Origin of the sequence: Serratia sp. ASV30 (genome assembly GCF_016428815.1) — a bacterium.
Lineage (GTDB): Bacteria > Pseudomonadota > Gammaproteobacteria > Enterobacterales > Enterobacteriaceae > Chania > Chania fonticola_C.
Genome location: NZ_JAELTL010000059.1, coordinates 1 through 20,441, shown reverse-complemented (window position 1 = coordinate 20,441; position 20,441 = coordinate 1). Strand labels below are relative to the sequence as shown.

Here is a 20,441-nt window from a genome sequence, read left to right as displayed (position 1 = left end):
GCTGCGCCAGGAGATGATACGGTAATGCCGCAAAACATTCGGTTGCAACGAGTTCTTAAAACCCCCGCCCTGGTTGCGTTTGGCCTTGCCTATATGGTGCCACTGGGCGTGTTTACCACCTACGGTCAGGTTACCGTGTTAAGCCAGGGTCACTTACCCGTCGCTTATCTGGTTACCATCGTGACCATCCTGTTTACCGCCCTGAGCTATTGCCGGATGACCAACGCCATGCCGCTGGCAGGTTCGGCCTATTCCTACGTACAGCGCAGTTTTGGTGGTAAAACCGGTTTCCTGGTAGGTTGGGCGCAGATCCTCGATTATCTGTTCCTGCCGATGCTTAACTATCTGGTTTTAGGTATCTTCTTGCACGAGGCATTCCCATCGATCCCTGCTTACGTGTTTATTCTTGGCTCCATTGCCAGCGTCAGCGCGCTGAATATTCTGGGCGTGCGCCTGCTTAGCTCGGTGAATTTCACGCTGATTGCCTTGCAGATGGTGTTTATCGTGCTGTTTATCGTGCTGGCATTTAGCGAGGCCGACCTCAGCCCGGCGTCATTGATGAAACCGCTGCTGGTGGATGCCAGTGACTTCTCTGGCCTGATCGCCGGTGCTGCGGTGTTGTGCCTGGCCTTCCTGGGTTTTGATGCTATTGCCACCATGGCCGAAGAGGCCGCCGACGCCAAACGTACTCTGCCGCGCGCGATCCTGATTACCGTGATCTGTGCCGGTGGCATCTTTGTTGCCGTCTCCTACGCCGCGCATCTGGCCTATCCTGACTGGCAATCGCTGATCCCGCATCAGGATACCGCCAGCCTGATTATCTCAGAACACGTGGGCGGCAAGTGGATGTACAACTTCTTTATGGCCACTTACCTCACCGGGGTGTATGCCTCTTCCATGTCTGCACAAACCGGTGTCTCACGTATCTTCTACGCCATGGGGCGTGAAGGCGTGTTGCCGCGTAAAGTGTTCTACCATCTGCACCCTCGTTTCCGCACTCCGTGGCGCGCGATTGTGTTTGTCGCCATCATCTCGTTGCTGGCGCTGTGGATGGATTTGAGCATGGTGGTGTCGATGATCAGCTTTGGCGCACTGGGGGCATTCACCTTCGTTAACCTCAGCGTGATCAAACATTTCCTGATCAACCAAAAACGCCGTGGGCTGAACGCGATGTTCAAATACGGCCTGCTGCCGCTGATTGGCTTCGGTATGTCAGTGTGGCTGTGGGTCAACCTGGATCCCGAAGCGCTGAAAGTGGGCTTCACCTGGCTGTTTGCTGGTTTTATTTATCTGCTGTGGCTGACCAAGGGGATGCGTCAGGATCCCCCATCCACCCAGGATGATATCAACCACCTGCTGGATTGATGCCCCCTCACCCCAACCCTCTCCCACAGGGAGAGGGAGCTGTTAGTCCCTGCTCTTTTGGCAGTAAATAGGCAATCTCAGCAAACGCGAGCGCCCCCTTCAGCCAAGGCGAATCAGCCGGTGCTCATGAAGAATCACGATACTTTCAGCCCACTCGATCGGTTCCCTCTCCCTGTGGGAGAGGGTTAGGGTGAGGGACCTATACACTCCAACAACACGTCAAACGCCGCCGCCATTTGTTCTTCTGGCACACAAGCAAAGCCCATCAGCAGCCCGCGTCGCGCGTTTGGCAGCATGTAATACCGTGACAACGCTCTTACCAGCACCCCGCGTTCATTGGCCGCCGCAGCGATGGCGACATCGTCTGCATCATCTGGCAGGTTGAGCACCAGATGCAGCCCAGCGTTGCTGTTGAACTCGCTCAACGCCTGCTTACCCAGATGCTGTTCAATCAACGCGGTGAGGAACCCACGCCGCTTGGCATACAGCAACCGCATGCGGCGGATATGTGCCGTATAGTGGCCTTCTTGAATAAACTGCGCCAGCGCCGCCTGAATGATCAAATGACCGCCACGATAAAGCTCGGCGTGAGCCGTTTTTAACTCGTCCATCAATGGCTTGGGGAGCACCACATAGCCCAGCCGCAGGGCCGGATAGAGCGTTTTGCTGAAGGTGCCGATGTAGATCACCGGCGCATCGGCTTCCAACCCCTGCAAGGCCGGGATAGGTTGGCCAGAGAAGCGAAATTCACTGTCATAATCATCTTCCACGATCCAGCCGCCAGCCGCACGGGCCAAAGCTAGCAGCCGTTGCCGACGAGCCAGGCTCATGACCGAGCCCAACGGGTATTGGTGCGAAGGGGTGACAAAAATCAGCCGTGGCAAGGCCGCCGGTTGTTCTGGTGGCACCATCCCGGCCTCGTCCACCGCCCAGGGGCAGATATTGACGCCGTTCATGCGCAGGATATTGCGGATCCCCCAATAGCCAGGTTCCTCGATCCAGGCGTCATCTCCAGGATTACACAGCATGCGGGTGACCAGATCGATCGCCTGATGAATGCCTTCGGTGATCAGAATTTGTTCCGGCGAGCAGCGCACCGAACGCGACACCCGTAGATAGTCCACCAACGCATGCCGCAGCTCCGGGCTGCCGCCCTGGTTGCTGTAGGTTAAGCGCTGTGAGGTCGGGCGGCGGCTGATGCGTGCCTGGAGTTTGCTGAAGATGTGATGCGGGAAAGCATTCACGTCGGGGACGCCGGGAATAAACGCTCCCCACTGTTTCGGGCTAGCGCTGGCGTGTTGCAGTAGCGTGATGCCACGTTGTGACAGCTCGGCACGCCGTTGCTCACCGTCAACGGCAATCGGCTGGCTGGCGGTGGATAAACAGCTGTCGGGTACCGTTTCTGCGACGAAGGTTCCACTTCCCTGGCGCGAAAACACATATCCTTCCGCCAGTAATTGTTCATAAACGGTTAAAACCGTATTACGTGAGAGACCCAGCTCTTTTGCCAGATCGCGTGACGCCAGCAGGCGGCTGGAAGGGGGCAGGCTGCCGTCCAGAATACTGGTACGAATGGCATTGTATAACCGCTTGTGCAGTTTATCATCGGGCTGCTCGCCGAGGCGTTGCAGCAGCAGGTCACCACTCAATGAGCGCAATTGGATCCCTCAATTAATCGTAACTGGCACTCGATTATAGGGCCACATCAGGTGTAAATAAACGCAATGTTTCACGTTTGTGAACAAAACCGATAACTGGTCCCGCCCGGAGAGAACAGCATGAAAAACGCAGAACTGAATCAACGTCGTCTGGCCGCTACCCCAAGAGGGATTGGCGTGATGTGTGGTTTTTACGCCGAGCGTGCAGAAAATGCCACCCTGTGGGATGTGGAAGGCAATGAGGTGATCGACTTTGCCTCGGGCATTGCGGTGCTCAATACCGGCCACCGTCATCCCAAGGTGATCGCCGCCATTGAAAAGCAGCTTCAGGCGTTTACCCATACGGCATACCAGATCGTGCCTTATGAAAGCTATATTTCGCTGGCAGAGCGCATCAACCAACGTGCTCCGATCGAAGGCACCTGTAAAACCGCCTTCTTCACCACTGGCGCAGAAGCGATAGAGAACGCGGTGAAGATCGCTCGTGCTTACACCGGGCGCCCAGGCCTGATCACCTTCGGCGGCGGATTCCATGGCCGTACCTATATGACCATGGCACTGACGGGTAAAGTGGCCCCTTACAAGTTGGGCTTTGGCCCGTTCCCTGGCTCCGTGTTCCATGGCCAGTATCCGAATGCGCTATATGGTGTCAGCACCGAAGATGCCATGAATAGCCTGGAACGCATCTTTAAGGCCGATATCGATCCTAAGCAGGTTGCCGCGATTGTACTGGAGCCGGTGCAGGGGGAAGGGGGCTTTAACGTGGCTCCGGCAGAATTCATGCAGGCGCTGCGTACGCTGTGTGACCAACACGGTATCCTGCTGATCGCCGATGAGGTGCAGACCGGCTTTGCTCGTACCGGCAAGCTTTTTGCGATGGACCACTATGCGGTGAAACCGGACCTGATCACCATGGCGAAGAGCCTGGCTGGTGGTATGCCGTTGTCTGCCGTGGCGGGCCGTGCTGAAGTGATGGATGCCCCGGCCCCTGGTGGCCTTGGTGGTACCTACGCCGGTAACCCATTAGCCGTTGCTGCCGCGCTGGCGGTATTGGACGTGATTGAAGAAGAACAACTGTGCCAACGCTCCCAGCGTTTGGGGCAACATTTGGTGGAAGTGCTGCAACAGGCACGTAGCCACTGCCCGGCGATTGTAGATATTCGCGCGCTGGGTTCCATGGTGGCGGTAGAGTTCAACGACCCGGCAACCGGTAAACCGTCGCCGGAGTTTACCCGTCAGGTACAGCAAAAAGCCCAGGAAGCAGGACTGTTGCTACTCAGCTGTGGGGTGAACGGTAACGTGATCCGTTTCCTGTACCCGCTGACCATTCCTGATGCCCAGTTTAACCAGGCGCTGGCAATCCTTTCCCGCGCGCTGGCCCAATAAGGAGCAATATTCATGAAACTGCAAAACCCCGATCTGCTGCGTAGCCAATGCCTGATTAATGGCGAGTGGTGTGATGCGCGCAGCGGCAAACGTGAAGCCGTGATCAACCCGGCCAACGGAGTGGAGCTGACAACGGTGCCTCTGGTGAGCGCAGAGGAAACCCAGCAGGCAATTAACGCCGCGCAGCAGGCACAAATCGGCTGGAAGCAACAGACCGCCAAGCAGCGTTCCGTATTGTTGCTGGCTTGGGCCGATAAAATCATGGCGGCTCAGGAAGATCTGGCGCAGCTGATGACCGCTGAGCAGGGTAAATCGCTGGCGGAAGCGCGTGGCGAAGTGGCCTATGCTGCCTCGTTTATTACCTGGTTCGCTGAGGAAGCCAAGCGTGTAGACGGCGCCGTATTACAGGCACCACAGGCTTCGCAACGTCTGGTTGTGGTGAAACAACCGATCGGCGTCTGCGCGGCGATCACGCCGTGGAACTTCCCAGCAGCGATGATCACCCGTAAGGCGGCCCCAGCGTTGGCAGCAGGCTGCACCATGATCGTCAAACCGGCTGAGCAAACGCCGCTGACGGCATTGGCATTGGCCAAACTGGCGCAGGATGCCGGTATTCCCGCAGGCGTATTGCAAGTAGTAACCGGCGAAGCGGCTCAGGTGGGCAAAGTGCTGTGTGACAGCCCGGTAGTACGCAAGCTGAGCTTTACCGGATCGACCGAGGTTGGGCGCATCCTGATGGCGCAATGTGCGCCAACCATTAAAAAGCTTTCATTAGAACTGGGCGGCAACGCACCAGTGATTGTGTTTGACGATGCGAATCTGGACGCAGCCGTTGCCGGGATCATGGCCTCCAAATTCCGCAACAGCGGGCAGACCTGCGTTTGTGCCAACCGTATTTACGTGCAGGACGGCATCTACGATCGCCTGGTGGATAAGCTGGTGGCCGCGGTTGAACAACTGAAAGTCGGTGATGGCACACAGGAAGGGACGACGCAGGGGCCGCTGATCGATGAGGCTGCGATAGAAAAAGTGCAGAGCCACATTGATGATGCGCTGATCAAAGGGGCACAGATCGCGACCGGCGGGCAACCGCATGCGTTGGGCCGTACCTTCTTCCAGCCGACGGTGGTTACCGGTGTGACCCAGCAGATGCGCTTTGCCAAAGAAGAAACCTTTGGCCCGGTTGCACCGCTGTTCCGTTTCCATGATGAAGCAGAAGCTATCGCGATGGCCAACGATACCGAATTTGGTCTGGCTGCTTACCTGTTTACGCAAAACGCCGCCCGTCAATGGCGGGTGCCGGAGGCGTTGGAATACGGCATGGTGGGTATCAATACCGGTTTGATCTCCAACGAGGTAGCGCCTTTCGGCGGTATCAAACAGTCTGGGCTGGGGCGCGAAGGCTCCCGCTACGGCATCGAAGAGTATCTGGAACTGAAATACCTGTGTATTGACGTGAGCTGTTAACCCTCAAGACTTGAACGCTCCCCGGTGGCCTACGCTGGGGAGCGTTTCCTCCGAGCAAGAAGTGATGTTTCTCACCGTTGAGAACGGCGGCGTCGTGGCCGCCGGTTTTTTTAGCTCCGTATTTTCTCTGGTAATGCCAACCACGCCTGCACCGATGGGCGCTGCCACTGTTTTTGTGCATAGTGGCGCAGCGGTTCCGGTACCTGATCGCCGTGTATCACCAGCCGGTTGAGCATCAGGGCCAGATCGGTATCGGCGATACACCATTCGTGGAACAGATGATCCTGGCCGTGGCTCAGCAACTTTTGCGCCGCAGTCAGCAGTTTGTTGGCTGCCCGTTGGGCATCCGCACTCAATGGGGCAAATTTACCCGCGCTGAAAATTACCTCGGTTGGGCGTTCGGCCCGCAACGACAACAGATCGCTACGCAACCAGGCCTGGATTTCACGGGCTTTGGCGCGCTGTTTGATGTCACGCGGGTAGAGCGGATGAGCTGGGTGGAGTTCTTCCAAATATTCCTCAATGGCGGAAGACTCGGAAAGCTGGAAGCTACCCATCACCAACGTCGGCACCCGCAGCGTTAATGACAGGCTGCCGTAGGCCTGGCTTTGCTGTTCCCCCAGTGAAAGATCCACCGGCTTGACGGTAAACGGCATGCCTTTCTCCGTGAGCGCCACAAAGGTCGACATGGCATAGGGGCTGAAAAAGTCGCTATCGGTGTAGAGAACAGTGGCCGATGGGTTCATAGGGATCCTTGAGGATGGGAAAGGTATTTGGAATCATTGGCGAAGGGCGCAATAAAATCAAGGCGATGGCCGATGATTAATCGTAATGTCGTATTAGGCACTGTGATGGCGGCTGGTAATCAGGAGTCACTGACCAGGATTATCCCCAGCCGATCGATTAATCCAACGACCTGCTGGCTATCCAGCTGTACTCCCTCCAGATCAACCTGGCGGATATCCATCTCCCCCAGCTCTGCGCCAGTCAGATTGCAGTGGTTGAAGGTGGCGGCCCGCCAGTCAAACTGGTTGAACTCCCCGCCGGACAGATCGGAGCCAATAAAGCTGGCTCCCAACACGTTAGCGCCACTCCAGCGGTTTTCCCACAGCTCACATTTCTCCAGTACCACCTTGGAGAAGTTGCTGTAGCTCAGATTGCTTTTGATGATAAAGGCGCTGCAAAAATAGCTGCGCTGCGAAATCATGTTCATAAAGCTGGCACCACAGAAATCAGCCCCCTGTGCCTTGCATTCGCGGATCTCCAGGCCGAGGGCCTGGGTATTTCTGAAATCGGCCAGTGAGAGATCGCAGCTTTTAAAGCTGGCATCTTTCAACACCGCGCGGCTGAAGTTACACCCGAGCTGGGTCTCTTCATCATAGAAAACACAGCCGATAAACTGGGTATCAGTCAGATCGGTGCCGGAGAAATCGCAGTTCAGAAACTTGCCGTTGGTGATGGTTTCACCACGGAATTGATCACGGGAAATCTTGGCGGAATGCAGCAGTAAGGGTTGCATGTTGTTACCTGTTTTTTTATACAGTTTATGGTGATACTACCTGAGGTTAACGGTGAAGGGAAATAGTGTATAAAGCAGTCAGCTTGCTTGATGGCGTTGGGTTTTAAATAGGGGGCTGTGTTCTCTCCGCCTTAACTCTTTCTTAAGCTTGCATCGCTACACTGCTCATTATCAGTCAGAGGGGCGCGATGATGAGTATGCATATCCAGGCACCGTACCAGCTGTCGTTTGCTGAGGACCATGAGCACAGGGCCTTATTACAGGCTTATATACAGCACGAATATGGTCGGCAGTTTAATGCGCTCATTCCTCACTTCCTGCCTTATCTGTTAGGCATGTACCGCGCTGATGGCGTTCTGGTTGGTGCCTGTGGTCTGAACCGTGCTGACAACTCGGTGCTGTACCTTGAGCGTTATCTGGATGCGCAGATTGAAGAGGTGGCTGTCGCGCAGACGGGAATAATCTTGCCACGTAACCGTCTGGTTGAAATAGGAAACTTTGCCTGTTCTGAATCCGGAAATGCCCGGATCATGTTTGCGGCGATTTGCCGGCTACTCTACGAAAACCAATTCGAATACGTGGCATTTACCGGGACCAAAAAGTTGAGAAATATCTTCCACCGGTTGCACCTGACCCCTCTGGAACTCGCCCCTGCATTACCGGATCGAATGGGTGAAGATGCCCAGGCCTGGGGAGAATATTATCAGGGGCAGCCCTGTGTCATGGTTGGCGATCTTAAACAAGGCCGCCAAATTCTGAGTGAAACCAGCTTATTGCTTTCATTGTTTGGCCCCATGCCGGATATCTTTCCCGTGCAAATGAGCGTGCAGCTATGATCCTTTTTGAGCGAATTGAACACATTGCGGTCACAGATGGCTCTCGCCCTGCGTTATGTGATAGTCAGCAGAGCATCAGCTACGCTGATTTATTGCGGCAAACCACCTCTCTGGCCGAGCGACTCAGTAATGAGAAAATATCGCGGCTGGCCCTGTTTTTGAATAACGGCCTGGAGTGGGCCATGATCGATCTGGCTTGCTTGTTAGCCAATATTGTCATTATACCGGTACCCCTTTTTTTCAGTGCCGAACAACAAGACTGGTTGTTGGAAAGTAGCGGTGCCGATGCCTTGATTGGACCTGCCCGGCAAGGGTGGATAACGACCCCTTTCCTTGATTACCCTCTGCAACGTCGGCAGCCATTATCTGTTGCTGAATTACCCGCTAATACGGCCAAAATCTCCTATACATCAGGGACAACCGGGCATCCCAAAGGGGTATGTTTGAGTCAGGAGCACTTGATGCAGGTCAGTCTGGCGCTTGCCGAGCGGGTTGCTGCGGCAAACATACAGCAGCATCTGACATTGCTGCCACTGTCGACCTTGCTTGAAAACATTACCGGGCTTTATGTTCCGTTGCTCAGTGGCGTATGTAGCCGTATCCCCTCGCTGGCGGAAGTGGGGTTGACAGGCTCTAGCCAGTTTTCCGCTCAGATCCTTGCCCAAGCCATTACACAATGGCGGCCGCACAGTCTGGTATTGGTACCTGAATTGCTGCGTCTATTCGTCATGTTGTGCACCCACAACCCAGGGTTGGCGGAGAGCCTGCGTTTTGTTGCCGTCGGCGGGGGTAAGGTTGCTGCGGATTTAGTGGTTAAATCGCATCAGTTGGGTTTGCCGGTTTTTGAAGGGTATGGCTTATCAGAATGTGGCTCGGTTGTTGCTCTCAATGCGCCAGGGCGTGCATTGTCTGGCTCGGTAGGTGAACCGTTAGCGCACTGCCGGATAACCATCGCACCGGATGGGGAGATCTTGATTTCTGGCGCGACAATGCTGGGATATCTGGGGGAACCTGCTGCAAGATCCCCGGTAGCAACTGGCGATCTCGGCCATTTTGATGCCCAAGGCTTCCTTCATATCACCGGCCGCAAAAAGAATATTCAGATCACCGCCTTTGGCCGAAATTTTTCACCGGAATGGATCGAGGCAGAGGCTCAGCTTTTTCCAGCAATATCCCGCATGGTCATCTTTGGTGATGGTTTACCCGTAAATGTTGCGCTGATCCAAGTGACAGCCGGTTATGAAAGTAGCCTTGCCGAGCAGCTATCTCAACTTAATGGACGGTTACCTGACTATGCACGGATCCATCATTATTTTTTGGCACCGTTAACGGTTGAAAACGGTTTATTAACCACCAATGGGCGCCCGAAAAGACAGCAGATTTTGTCCACCTATCACACACATATTCATCAGTTAATCGCGGGAGATATCACATGAGTTTTTATCAATTGTTACAGCGAGAGACGGCGGTGGACAGAGAGAAGCTCATTTCCGCCCCGGTCATAGAAGCTTGCCGCTGCGGAAATATTAATGCCGAAATGTATATCGCCTTTTTGACACAGGCTTTTTATCATGTCAGCCATACCGTGCCTTTATTGATGACAGCGGGCGGCCGGATGAACTCAGAATATGAATGGGTTCGCGGAGCCATTGCCGAATATATTGATGAAGAGTATGGCCATCAGGAATGGATATTAAATGATATCAGGACGTGTGGTGGGGATGCTGAAGCGGTTCGTTATGGCCAGCCGGTATTGGCAATCGAGTTGATGATTGCGTTCCTCTACGATCACGTCTCTCGCCTCAACCCTATGGGTATTTTCGGTATGGTGCATGTCCTTGAGGGCACCAGCGTCGCCATTGCCACCACCGTTGCCGAGCAGCTTAAACAGGGACTGGGATTACCAGAGAAAGCCATGAGTTACCTCAGCTCGCATGGGGAACTGGACAAAGAACATCTGGCCTTTTTTGCATCATTAATGGACCAGGTGGAAAAGAGCGAAGATCGTGCCGCGATTATCCATACTGCCAAAGTGGTCTACCAACTTTATGGCGACATGCTGCGTGGCCTGATGGAGCCAGCACAATGAGGCTCGACAACAGCTGTATTTTGCTTACCGGTGCCAGTGGCGGTATTGGCCAGGCACTGGCTCATGCCTTGGCAAAGCAGGGGGCTTGTCTAATATTACATGGGCGTAATGAAACGGCGCTCACCGCGCTGCTTAACACATTGCCCCACCCGGAAAAACATCAGGTTTGGATCGCCGATCTTGGCGATTTCACGCAATTGACACAGCAAGTTGAGCTGCTTTGCCAACAACAGCGTATTGATATCCTGATCAACAATGCCGGGGCCAATCATTTTGCCTGGCTTGAGGATCAAAGCGAACAACAAATAATGCAGCAGTTAGCCGTAAATATCCAGGCTCCAATATTATTGACTCGGGCTTTACTGCCTTATATAGACCGGCCCGGCATCATTATGAATATCGGTTCCAGCTTTGGCAGCATTGGTTATGCCGGATATAGCGTGTATTGCGCGAGCAAGTTCGCGCTGCGCGGTTTTAGTGAAGCACTCGGCAGAGAACTTGCCGGTTCATCCATTAACGTGCTCTATTTTGCCCCCCGGGCGACCCAAACCACGCTTAACTCTGCGGCTGTTAATGCCATGAATGCTGAGTTAGGCACCAAAAGTGACAGTGCTGAATGGGTTGCTGATGAGGTGATTGTTGCGTTAAACAAACAGATAAAACGACGATGGTTGGGTTGGCCAGAGCGGTTCTTTGTCAAACTTAATGCACTGTTCCCTGCAGTGGTCGATAAAGCGCTGGCTAAACAGCGGCATATTATTGCCCGCCATGCCAATGCTGCCCTTGAGAAGAAGGACTCGCGATGAAAAAGTTATTGTTGGTGTTGACGCTCTTTGGTAGTACAACCGCTGTTGCCCAGAGTGATTTGGCCGATATTCAGAACCAATGGGCAGTTTGCCAGTATCAGGTTGCGGCGAAACAGAAAGAAAGCTGTCTGGAACAACTCAGCGCCGTTGCGGATAAAGCCAGTGTAGCTAACGGATCACGCGCAGACCTGTTGATCTGGTCTGCGATCGTCAAGAGTAGTTGGGCCGGTGAGAAAGGGGGGCTGGGTGCTTTGGAACTGGCCAAAGAGGCGAAAATGAAGTTGGAACTGGCAATAAAGTTGGATGCCAAGGCGCTGGATGGCTCCGCCTATACCAGTCTTGGCGCCCTCTATTATCAGGTTCCTGGCTGGCCCATTGGCTTTGGTGATGACAAGCAGGCTGAACTGTTGTTGAAACAGGCTTTACAGATTAATCCAACGGGTATCGATCCCAACTATTTCTACGGTGACTTTCTGATAGATCAAGGGCATAAGGCACAGGGCAAACTCTATTTACAGAAAGCACTGGCGGCCCCTGCCCGCCCAGGCAGAGAATTAGCCGATAAAGGCCGCCATCAGGACATTCAACAACGACTCGATAAACTTTGATACTACGGGTCAATAAAGGGAAACAAAATGCACCGGGAACGACACAGCATGGAAAAAATAGGCTGGCTGCGGGCTGCCGTTCTCGGGGCTAATGACGGGATAGTGTCTACCGCCAGTCTGCTGTTGGGCGTAGCGTCGGCTAACGTAACTCAGCAAAGTTTGCTCTTGACCGGGGTGGCTGGTTTGGTGGCTGGTGCGATGTCGATGGCAACCGGTGAGTATGTTTCAGTGTCTTCCCAGGCTGATACTGAAAAGGCCGCTCTGGCTGAAGAGCAAGCTGAGCTGAATAGCGATTTTCAGGGTGAACACCGGGAGTTAACCTCGATTTATGTCCATCGGGGGCTTGATTTGGCTCTGGCTAAACAAGTGGCAGAAAAACTGATGCACCATGATGCGCTAGGTGCCCATGCGCGTGATGAGCTGGGGATCTCAGAAATCACCACCGCGCGTCCTTTACAGGCCGCGTGGGCTTCAGCATTGAGTTTTGCTGCCGGGGCAATATTACCGCTATGTGTAGCGGCCATCGCGACAACTGAATGGACCATCCCCGCCATTGCCTGCTCAGCATTGGTCTCACTGGCGGTGCTTGGGGGCGTTTCGGCCAAAGTGGGCGGCGCACCCATCGGCCCTGGAGTGATGCGCATTACCTTCTGGAGCGCACTGGCCATGGGAGTGTCATCGGGGATCGGGGCGTTATTTGGTTTGGTTACGGGGTAAGGGGTAAACCAATAGCGCGATATTTTTCTCTGCGTCGCAGTCATCCTGCGTAACGCATAGTGAGAAGAAAACGCTTGCAGAGTAAGCGTTGATAAACCATCATTTGAAACGACGTTTCACTTCCTTGCTACAGGTCAACCTTGAACTTACACGGGCTACTGCCCCAGCGCGTTGCCAAGACGCATTGGTATGCCAAGCGAAAAAGCTATCGGGTGCTCTTTTGGCGCGAAATCACGCCACTGGCGGTACCGATCTTTCTGGAAAACACCTGCGTACTGCTGATGGGGGTGCTCAGCACCTTCCTGGTGAGTTGGCTCGGCAAAGAGTCGATGGCAGGCGTTGGCCTGGCAGACAGCTTCAACATGGTCATCATGGCCTTTTTCGCGGCGGTGGATCTGGGCACCACGGTGGTGGTGGCCTTTAGCCTTGGCACCCGCGATCGCAAACGGGCGCGGGCGGCGGCACGCCAGTCGCTGGTATTAATGACCGTGCTGGCGGTGCTGCTGGCGGTTTGGATCCATTTGGCCGGGCAACAGATCATTAACGTGATCGCCGGTGAAGCCACGCCCGAAGTCAAAGCGCTGGCGCTCTCTTATCTGCAAACCACCGTCTGGAGCTATCCGGCAGCCGCCATCGCCCTGATTGGTAGCGGCGCCCTGCGTGGGGCGGGTAACACCAAGATCCCGCTGTTGATCAATGGCGGTATGAATATCCTCAACATCCTCATCAGCAGTACGCTGATTTATGGGGTATTTAGCTGGCAAGGCCTGGGTTTTGTTGGCGCGGGGCTGGGGCTGACCATTGCCCGCTATATCGGCGCGATCGCCATTATTGCCGTTCTGGCGGTGGGCTTTAATCCGGCGCTGCGTATTACGCTCAAAAGCTATTTTACGCCACTCAACAGCAGCATCCTGCGTGAGGTGCTGGGGATTGGTATTCCCGCCAGTATCGAATCGGTGCTGTTCAACGCTGGCAAACTGCTGACACAAATGTTTGTGGCGGGGATGGGGACCAACGTTATCGCCGGTAACTTTATCGCTTTCTCTATCGCGGCCCTGATTAACCTGCCGGGGAATGCCTTGGGATCTGCTTCGACCATTATCGTCGGTAGGCGTCTGGGGAAAGGGCAAATTGCTCAGGCCGAGCGGCAGATGAAGCACGTCTTTTGGCTGGCGACGATTGGCCTGACGGTGATTGCCTGGGGAACCGCCCCCTTTGCCGGGCTGTTTGCCTCATTTTATACCCAGGAAGACGATGTTAAAGAGGTGGTCAAAATCCTGATTTGGCTCAACGCCGCGTTTATGCCGATTTGGGCCGCGTCCTGGGTGTTACCCGCCGGGTTGAAGGGCGCACGTGATGTCCGGTTTGCCATGTGGGTGACGATGTTGGGCATGTGGGGCTGTCGAGTGGTCGCTGGCTATATCCTGGGCATCGTGCTTGGCATGGGCGTGGTGGGTGTCTGGCTGGGGATGTTCTTGGACTGGGCCGTGCGTGGAGTCTTCTTCTATTGGCGTATGGTCAGCGGGCGCTGGTTATGGAAATATCCACGCCTGAGAAAAAACCAGCCAGAGTCAGCCGAAGAACAGCCACCAAGCTAACGGTATTTTATTAGCCTGAGCCGGGTTGGCGGTATCAATCCATTGTCGGCGGTTATGTTTTGGTGTAAGACTGATGCCACGATAAATGATCTAAAGGTGCACCATGGATGGATTGATATTTATCGCTGGTTTGGCGTTGTTCCTGTGCCTGGTGGCATTACCCATTTCTGTGGTGGTATCGCTTGGCCGTGGCAACCGTAACCAGCGGGAAATTGCCCAACTGACACTGACCATCACCCAGTTGCAAAAACAGGTGGATGATCTCCGCTTCGAGGAAACCGGGAGATCGCGGCCAACGCCCGTTTCTCAGGCGCAACCTGTGGCTGTGAAGACAAGGCATGACTTTGCGGCGCATGCGGCACAACAGTCTATCGTTAAACCCGCAGCTGACATGGCTGCCCCCCCTCCGGTTATATCGCCATGGGAGTCTGCAGTTCCAAAACCAGCCGCACCAGTAACAACCATCCCTCACCCACCTATTGCTGATAAACCCGCCATTGATAAGCCACAGCAACCGAAAAACGACCTGCTCAGCGGGCTGGTGGGCTGGTTTATGCAAGGCAACCCGTTGGCGAAGCTGGGTGTCTTGCTGCTGTTCTTCGGTTTGGCCTACCTGATGAAATACACCGTTGAACGCGACATGTTGCCTATTGAGTTCAGGTTAATGGGCGCGGCGGTGGCGAGCGGCGTTTTACTGTGGTTTGGCTGGCGTCTGCGTGTTAAACAGACGATGTATGCCCTGATCCTGCAAGGGGGCGCGGTTGGCGCGCTCTATATCACCGTATTTGGTGCCTTCCGGCTTTATCAACTGTTGCCCCATATGCTGGCATTTGGCCTGATGCTGGTGATCTGCGCCGCCAGCGTGGGGCTGGCCGTATTGCAGCGCGCCCTCAGCCTGGCGATGCTTGCCAGCATTGGTGGCTACCTTTCACCGTTGTTGCTGTCCACCGGTGGCGGCAGTTATATCGCGCTATTCTCCTATTACCTGCTGCTTTCGCTGGGCATTTTGGCGATCAGCGTCTGGCAACCGTGGCGGCCACTTAACCTGCTGGGCTTTGTTTTCTCCTTTGGCGTTGCCGGGCTGTGGGGGGTAAACAACTACCTGCCGGAATACTATCTGGGTTGCCAGCTGTTCCTGATTGCCAATATCGTGATTTTTGGCGTGCTATGCCTGGCTTTGACTCTGCGCGCACAGCTGCCTGGCGAGAAGATTATCGATGGCGCGCTGCTGTTTGGCCCGCCGTTAATCGGTTTTGGCATGCAGTATCTGATCGTTCGCCAGTGGGAGTTTGGCCCGGCGTTCTCGGCGCTGGGCTTCGGTTTGGCTTACCTGTTACTGGCCTGGGCAGCATTGAAGCGCTACCCATCCCTGGGCCGTATGTTGGCGGTCTCCGGTTTGGCACTGGGCGGGGTGTTCACTACGCTGGCGATCCCATTGGCACTGTCCGCTGAGTGGACATCCATGGCTTGGGCGCTGGAAGGGCTGGGCATTCTGTGGCTTGGTCGTGAGCAAAAGCAAATCCGCATGAGCCTCAGCGGTTCTGGTCTGTTGGTGCTGGCCTTGGCTTCTGCCCTGTTCGCTCTTGGCGCTGGAATGACGACGCTCTCCTTCACGCTTGTGTTCGCCGTACTGGCATTAACCTGGCTCGCGGTGGCATTCCTCTGGCGCGATCTGGAGAGCTATACCGCATTCAGACAGGTTGTCAGCCGTTTCTTCCTGGCTGGCGGCATCCTGATCTGGCTGGTTTGCCTACTCGGTTTTGCTGGCCGATTGCCGCTCAACTATGGTTATGGAGCCTTCCTGGCGTTGGCCTTGTTGACGCTATCCGTAGTGCTGTGGCGTTGGGCAGCACAAAGGCTGGCCTGGCTCGAACTGCGTTATAGCATTTGGCTGCTGTGGCCGGGCATGTTAGCCATGTTGATGTTCCAATTGATTGACCTGGATTCCTTGTTGGCCTTCGGCTGGCCGAATCTGGTCTGGCTGCTGGCCTTGCCTGTGGCGTACTGGTTGCTGAAGCGCGAAGCGGGTACCTTGCCGTTACTGCGCCTGCAGCAGGGATTACATCTGTCGCTGTTCTGGATGGTGGTATTCGCGTTGGGTTATGAAGTCTTTTGGCGCACGATGCGCTTGCCGTGGGGCATGGATGAGTGGCAACTGGGCCTGCAAATGGGCTTCCTCTCCCTGATCATCCTGGCTACACATGGTGCGTTACGCAAAGGATGCTGGCCGTTTGCCGAGCATCGTCAGCTATATGGCGCAATTGCCTTGGCTCCATTGGCGGCGTTGGCTCTGCTGCTGTTGCTGGTAGGCAACGTGTTTGATGGGGTCAGTCTAGGCTGGCGTTATTTGCCGCTGTTGAACCCGTTAGAAGAGGGCGCTGGTTTTGCACTCTTGGCGCTGGTGACTCTGGGGCTGTTTGTCCGGCGGGAATACCCGCAATTTGCCGCATTGCTGCGACAGGCGCTGCCGCTGTTTACTATCGCAGTGCTGTTCTGGTGGGGCAATGGGGCGGTCCTGCGTGCGCTGGCCTATTACGCCGATATTGCCTGGCGGGTTGATACGCTCTGGGGCTCGCGCCTGGTACAGACCACCTTCGCTTTGCTGTGGATGCTGATAGCGCTGATCGTCATGGTGCTATCAACCCGCCGTGGACAACGTGAGGTCTGGTTTGGCGGTGCGGCGTTGCTCGGTATCGTCATTGTTAAACTGATGCTGGTGGATAGTGCCCGGGGTGGTGGATTGGCTCGTGCCATCGCGTTTATCGGCGTGGCGATACTGGTGTTGATCGTGGGATATTTTTCCCCATTGCCACCCAAAGCGGTGCGCGGTAAGGAACCCAATGTGGCAAGCGAACGAGGGAATGTATGAAAGTAAAATTGAATAACGGGTTGCTGCTGTGGTCACTTTGTCTGGCTGGTGTAGCCAATGCGCAGCCGGTGGCTGAAAAACCGCAAGATTTCGCCTATGGCATCTCGCTAGCCACTGAAGGCAGCGCGCCGTTTTTCCGTATTGAACTGCCTGAGGCGGTGTATACCGAGAGCGTTTGGCCAGATCTGCGCGATGTGCGGGTGTTCAACAATCAGGGGCAGGCTGTCCCCTTTGCGCTGGCCGCGAACGTCACCACTCAGGAGAATAGACAGACTTTCCCTCTGCGCCTGTTCCCAATGAATGGCAAAAGGGTCACCAATCAGGAACAGCAGGTGATTTCGTTAAAATCCGCAGGTGGTGTTGAAGTGACCTTGCCAGTGGATAGTGACAAGCCAATGGGGAACACCTATCTGCTGGAGATCCCGCAGCATGAGGGCAACTATCCCCGCCTGACCCAGCTGAAACTAGCCTGGGAGCGTCTGCCCGAGAATTGGCAGACCCGCGTTAGCCTGTTTTATAGCAGCGATTTAAAAGACTGGTCGAGCAGCGCTGAGGATGTGCCCTTGATGGATCTGGTCTCCGGCAGCGATCGGTTGCTGTTGGATACCATCGATCTTGATGACTATGCCAGACCTCGTTATCTGCTATTGGTGTTCAACGATGCCAAAACGGCCCCTGATTTGAAGATCCAGTCAGTACAGGGGATTGCGGCCTCCAGACACACCGAACAGCAAAGGATCGGCCTGACCTTCAACCAAAAAGCCATTTCGGCCAGTGAGGCTGAATATAGCTGGCCGAATCCTCAGCCCTTGAACAATATCAGCATTCGGCCGACGCAAGGGAATACGGTGCTGCCACTCGAGATCGATTACCGCAGCGCAGCCAGTGACAATTGGCACCCTCTGACCAAGCAGGTGGTGTTCTCGGTGAATGGCCGCACCGCAGAGGCAATCCCGCTGAATGGCTTACTGGTGCAGGGTATTCGTTTGAAAGGCATCAACCAGCAATGGGGCGATTCGCTGCCAGAGGTTAAGGCGGAGCGCGATAGCCAAACCTTGATATTCAATGCCCAGGGAACCACACCATTCCTGCTGGCGTGGGGAAATAAAGCGGCCCAGCCTCAGGCGATCCCTTTAGATAGCCTGATCCCGGCAGAGCTGCGTAAAGCGATAGATGCCGATGCATTGCCACAGGCCGGGTTGCAATCTCAAGTGACCCTGGGCGGCACCGAACGCTTGAGCGCGGTGGATGCCGCAGAAGAGGCCAGCATGTGGAAGAAAGGCCTGCTCTGGCTCCTGCTGGTTCTAGGGGCGGGTGGTTTGGTGTTGCTGGCCTTGAAGCTGTGGAAAGAGGTTCAGCAGAAGCCGCAATAGGGCGGATGAGAAAGGATAAGCTTACGGGGATGTTGCTGACAGAACCCTGAGCTTTTAGGTATGCCTCTTTGGATTGCTGTTTTGCATCGCTTGGGTGATGAATCTGCCATTGAACGGAACCGAGGCCCCGATATTTGGAGGGCACATATTAGTTAACGATCTGGCATGCATTGCCTTTGTGACATTTTTGGCCGGTGGGGCATCTCTGTGCCTATTAAAAAACAAGTAGTAAAATCAACGGTGGAGGAGTACAGGTTCTATTGTGGTTAGGTTTGTTTTTTCTAGGTTTGATGTTTTCACCTATGCTGACGATGAGTTTCTATAGTAAAGCTGGGATAAGCAGTGAGTGGATAAAACGTTCTGTTTCACAAGTGTTGGCAAACCCATGGGGAGAACAGCAAAGCTTGGGCTCTAGTTATAGCGAGGATAATACCAGCATGGCCTTCTATCTCGTTAGCAGAACTAAATTCTACGCTTTCCTTGGGGTGAGAAAAGGGCAATACCACGCTGTTTACAAAGATATCTCTTAAGCCCAGAAGCTGCAGAGTGAGGAAGCCATTAGGAATGTAACCGTGCGTGAAGGGGCTTTACTGCAAGGTGATTTTGCGCGGTTTTTCTCCATGACGCGTGCGGATAATCTGGAAAGTTCGGACATTGCGATCCCTTCCAGCCAGTTGCCGGAAAGTATTCGTAATAAAGTTCAGGCGATGCAGAAGCAGACGATTAACTATGCATCTAGTGGATCGGAAAATGACCCTTATACGGCATTAGATATTGCTATCGCAGTGGAGGATAAAAAACAGACGGAATATCTGCTGGACTTTCCGAAAGCCGCGGGTCCGATACAAAGGTTGCGACTTTTTCATTTTGGGTTAGGAGAAGAATTTGAAAATAAACAGCATGCCCAAAACCGCACCGCAACCATCTTCCCTGAAATGGCACAAAAATATTACTTGGAAGCAGCTCAAGAAAATATGATACGCATGGCCTATTACATCGAGAAAGATGATTTATCTGATAACTTGAGTATGGGTGACTACACTAACCTATTAGGACGCTACCAACCCTATGATTATTTCGTTGCCAATGCTTTCTGTGATGCCAATTATGCCACTTTTCTGCAGTCGCTAGGGATCTCGACAGATCCCCTTCATTTTCAAAATCTCCAGACATTGATTGTGAATAATATGGTTGATAAACAACAATGTAGTGCTTTAATGGCCTTTTACGAAAAGCTATAGGCTGAAGTGAACAAAAATGTGATTTTGATAAGGCCAGCACAATTTAATCAGCAAAATAGAATACCTGATATTTTTTATTTGGCTGGTGAACACTGTAAGCGCATCGGTTCACCGAGTTGGTTCTTACGCAGTTCCAGGAACGCGTTACCAAACACCAGGTAATCTCGCGCATAGCGGCTAAACTCCTGCTGGCTTAACAGCGGGTATGGAATAGAGGATGTAAAACCCATTACGGATGCAGAGTGGACGACGTATTGCGCACAAGGGCCAGAAGGGAAAATGCAGGGTGCTGATAGCCAGGGTTTACCCTGCTGGGTCGATATCCCACCGCCGTCAAAAGCGCAGGCGGTGGAGGCCGCCAAGATAGATAAATCGCAACGGCTGGCACTGGCGACAAAGAAGATCGCCCCGTTGCAGGATGCGCAAGAGCTGGGGATAGTGTCAGCCGATGAGCAGGCGCAGTTACTGGCCTGGAAGCGTTACCGGGTGCTGATTAACCGGATAGATGCTGAAGCTGCGCCGAATATCGATTGGCCGACGGTGCCGGAGGCTTAAAAAATGGCCCGCTGCAAGGCGGGCCGTGTTCTCTCCAAGCTTTCCCTGGTGTCGCCGGAGAGAGACTCCACCCTATCCCACTCGGTTAAAACCCGTCCAATCGATTCGGTAGATCAATACGATGATATTGATCGGCTAAATCGATCAGCTGTTGAATTGTTGTACAGGTGATAGCACATCCCCTATTGAGTGAACACATTGGGCATGAAGCTCATAATGGTTGCAAGACGTCGAGTTACCGGTTACATACTCATAATTAAAAGGAATAAAAAATGAATTTCATCAAATATGTGCTTTGCGCTCCAAACGATGATAATGACACAATGACAGTCACTGGCAGTGGTGGTTTTGGTG

Annotated in this window: 17 protein-coding genes and 1 pseudogene; 14 read left to right on the top strand and 4 right to left on the bottom strand. The window is 54.1% G+C overall.

Features of this window, described 5'->3' with window-relative positions:
* The first annotated feature begins 24 nt into the window (after window positions 1-24).
* Window positions 25-1,365 carry an APC family permease gene (locus JHD74_RS21070; protein ID WP_024528192.1) on the top strand — a complete coding sequence of 447 codons (1,341 nt, stop codon included), beginning with the start codon at window positions 25-27 and terminating at the stop codon, window positions 1,363-1,365.
* 185 nt (window positions 1,366-1,550) lie between these two features.
* On the opposite strand, the gene JHD74_RS21065 is transcribed toward JHD74_RS21070, so the two are convergent.
* Window positions 1,551-3,023: a PLP-dependent aminotransferase family protein gene (locus JHD74_RS21065; protein ID WP_199063450.1), complete on the bottom strand. Its 1,473-nt coding sequence runs from the start codon at window positions 3,021-3,023 to the stop codon at window positions 1,551-1,553.
* Window positions 3,024-3,143: 120 nt separating this feature from the next.
* On the opposite strand from JHD74_RS21065, the gene JHD74_RS21060 reads away from it, so the two are divergent.
* Both JHD74_RS21060 and JHD74_RS21055 read left to right on the top strand, forming a co-directional pair.
* Complete coding sequence (locus JHD74_RS21060) at window positions 3,144-4,409, top strand: 4-aminobutyrate--2-oxoglutarate transaminase (protein WP_199063449.1); 1,266 nt, start codon at window positions 3,144-3,146, stop codon at window positions 4,407-4,409.
* A gap of 12 nt (window positions 4,410-4,421) precedes the next feature.
* On the top strand, window positions 4,422-5,876 hold the full coding sequence (locus JHD74_RS21055; protein ID WP_021180637.1) for an NAD-dependent succinate-semialdehyde dehydrogenase: 1,455 nt from the start codon (window positions 4,422-4,424) through the stop codon (window positions 5,874-5,876).
* 110 nt (window positions 5,877-5,986) lie between these two features.
* Here the strand turns inward: JHD74_RS21055 and yfcF are convergent, their stop codons facing one another.
* Window positions 5,987-6,622, bottom strand: coding sequence for a glutathione transferase (gene yfcF / locus JHD74_RS21050; protein WP_199063448.1), 636 nt, complete (start codon window positions 6,620-6,622; stop codon window positions 5,987-5,989).
* Window positions 6,623-6,741: 119 nt separating this feature from the next.
* A complete protein-coding gene (locus JHD74_RS21045) occupies window positions 6,742-7,395 on the bottom strand; it encodes a Qnr family pentapeptide repeat protein (RefSeq protein WP_199063447.1) in 654 nt (217 codons plus the stop codon).
* Window positions 7,396-7,583: 188 nt separating this feature from the next.
* Between JHD74_RS21045 and JHD74_RS21040 the strand changes: the two genes are divergently transcribed.
* The 10 genes from JHD74_RS21040 to JHD74_RS20995 all read left to right on the top strand — a co-directional run bounded on the left by JHD74_RS21040 (window position 7,584) and on the right by JHD74_RS20995 (window position 19,532).
* On the top strand, window positions 7,584-8,231 hold the full coding sequence (locus JHD74_RS21040; protein ID WP_304621713.1) for a thermostable hemolysin: 648 nt from the start codon (window positions 7,584-7,586) through the stop codon (window positions 8,229-8,231).
* Entirely contained in the window at window positions 8,228-9,667 is a 1,440-nt protein-coding gene (locus JHD74_RS21035) for an AMP-dependent synthetase/ligase (RefSeq protein WP_199063446.1), read from the top strand. The genes JHD74_RS21040 and JHD74_RS21035 overlap by 4 nt, the downstream gene beginning before the upstream one ends.
* Entirely contained in the window at window positions 9,664-10,320 is a 657-nt protein-coding gene (locus JHD74_RS21030) for a TenA family transcriptional regulator (protein WP_199063445.1), read from the top strand. Before JHD74_RS21035 ends, JHD74_RS21030 begins: the two co-directional genes overlap by 4 nt.
* Window positions 10,317-11,126, top strand: a complete 810-nt coding sequence (locus JHD74_RS21025; RefSeq protein ID WP_199063444.1) for an SDR family oxidoreductase — start codon at window positions 10,317-10,319, stop codon at window positions 11,124-11,126. Before JHD74_RS21030 ends, JHD74_RS21025 begins: the two co-directional genes overlap by 4 nt.
* Window positions 11,123-11,734 carry a hypothetical protein gene (locus tag JHD74_RS21020; protein ID WP_233169623.1) on the top strand — a complete coding sequence of 204 codons (612 nt, stop codon included), beginning with the start codon at window positions 11,123-11,125 and terminating at the stop codon, window positions 11,732-11,734. The genes JHD74_RS21025 and JHD74_RS21020 overlap by 4 nt, the downstream gene beginning before the upstream one ends.
* Window positions 11,735-11,761: 27 nt before the next feature.
* Window positions 11,762-12,451: a VIT family protein gene (locus tag JHD74_RS21015; protein ID WP_065684708.1), complete on the top strand. Its 690-nt coding sequence runs from the start codon at window positions 11,762-11,764 to the stop codon at window positions 12,449-12,451.
* Window positions 12,452-12,591: 140 nt separating this feature from the next.
* On the top strand, window positions 12,592-14,049 hold the full coding sequence (locus tag JHD74_RS21010) for an EmmdR/YeeO family multidrug/toxin efflux MATE transporter (RefSeq protein WP_199063443.1): 1,458 nt from the start codon (window positions 12,592-12,594) through the stop codon (window positions 14,047-14,049).
* A gap of 103 nt (window positions 14,050-14,152) precedes the next feature.
* Window positions 14,153-16,918 (top strand): DUF2339 domain-containing protein, encoded by a 2,766-nt coding sequence (locus JHD74_RS21005; RefSeq protein ID WP_199063442.1) that lies wholly within the window; start codon window positions 14,153-14,155, stop codon window positions 16,916-16,918.
* Window positions 16,915-18,291 (top strand): DUF3999 family protein, encoded by a 1,377-nt coding sequence (locus JHD74_RS21000; RefSeq protein ID WP_199063441.1) that lies wholly within the window; start codon window positions 16,915-16,917, stop codon window positions 18,289-18,291. The genes JHD74_RS21005 and JHD74_RS21000 overlap by 4 nt, the downstream gene beginning before the upstream one ends.
* Window positions 18,292-18,863: 572 nt before the next feature.
* Window positions 18,864-19,532 (top strand): hypothetical protein, encoded by a 669-nt coding sequence (locus tag JHD74_RS20995; RefSeq protein WP_199063440.1) that lies wholly within the window; start codon window positions 18,864-18,866, stop codon window positions 19,530-19,532.
* A gap of 77 nt (window positions 19,533-19,609) precedes the next feature.
* On the opposite strand, the pseudogene JHD74_RS20990 reads toward JHD74_RS20995, so the two are convergent.
* A pseudogene (locus JHD74_RS20990) lies at window positions 19,610-19,744 on the bottom strand (Presumed portal vertex protein); the annotation flags it as partial.
* Window positions 19,745-19,811: 67 nt separating this feature from the next.
* On the opposite strand from JHD74_RS20990, the gene JHD74_RS20985 reads away from it, so the two are divergent.
* On the top strand, window positions 19,812-20,087 hold the full coding sequence (locus JHD74_RS20985) for a tail fiber assembly protein (RefSeq protein ID WP_233169622.1): 276 nt from the start codon (window positions 19,812-19,814) through the stop codon (window positions 20,085-20,087).
* The last annotated feature ends 354 nt before the right edge of the window (window positions 20,088-20,441 follow it).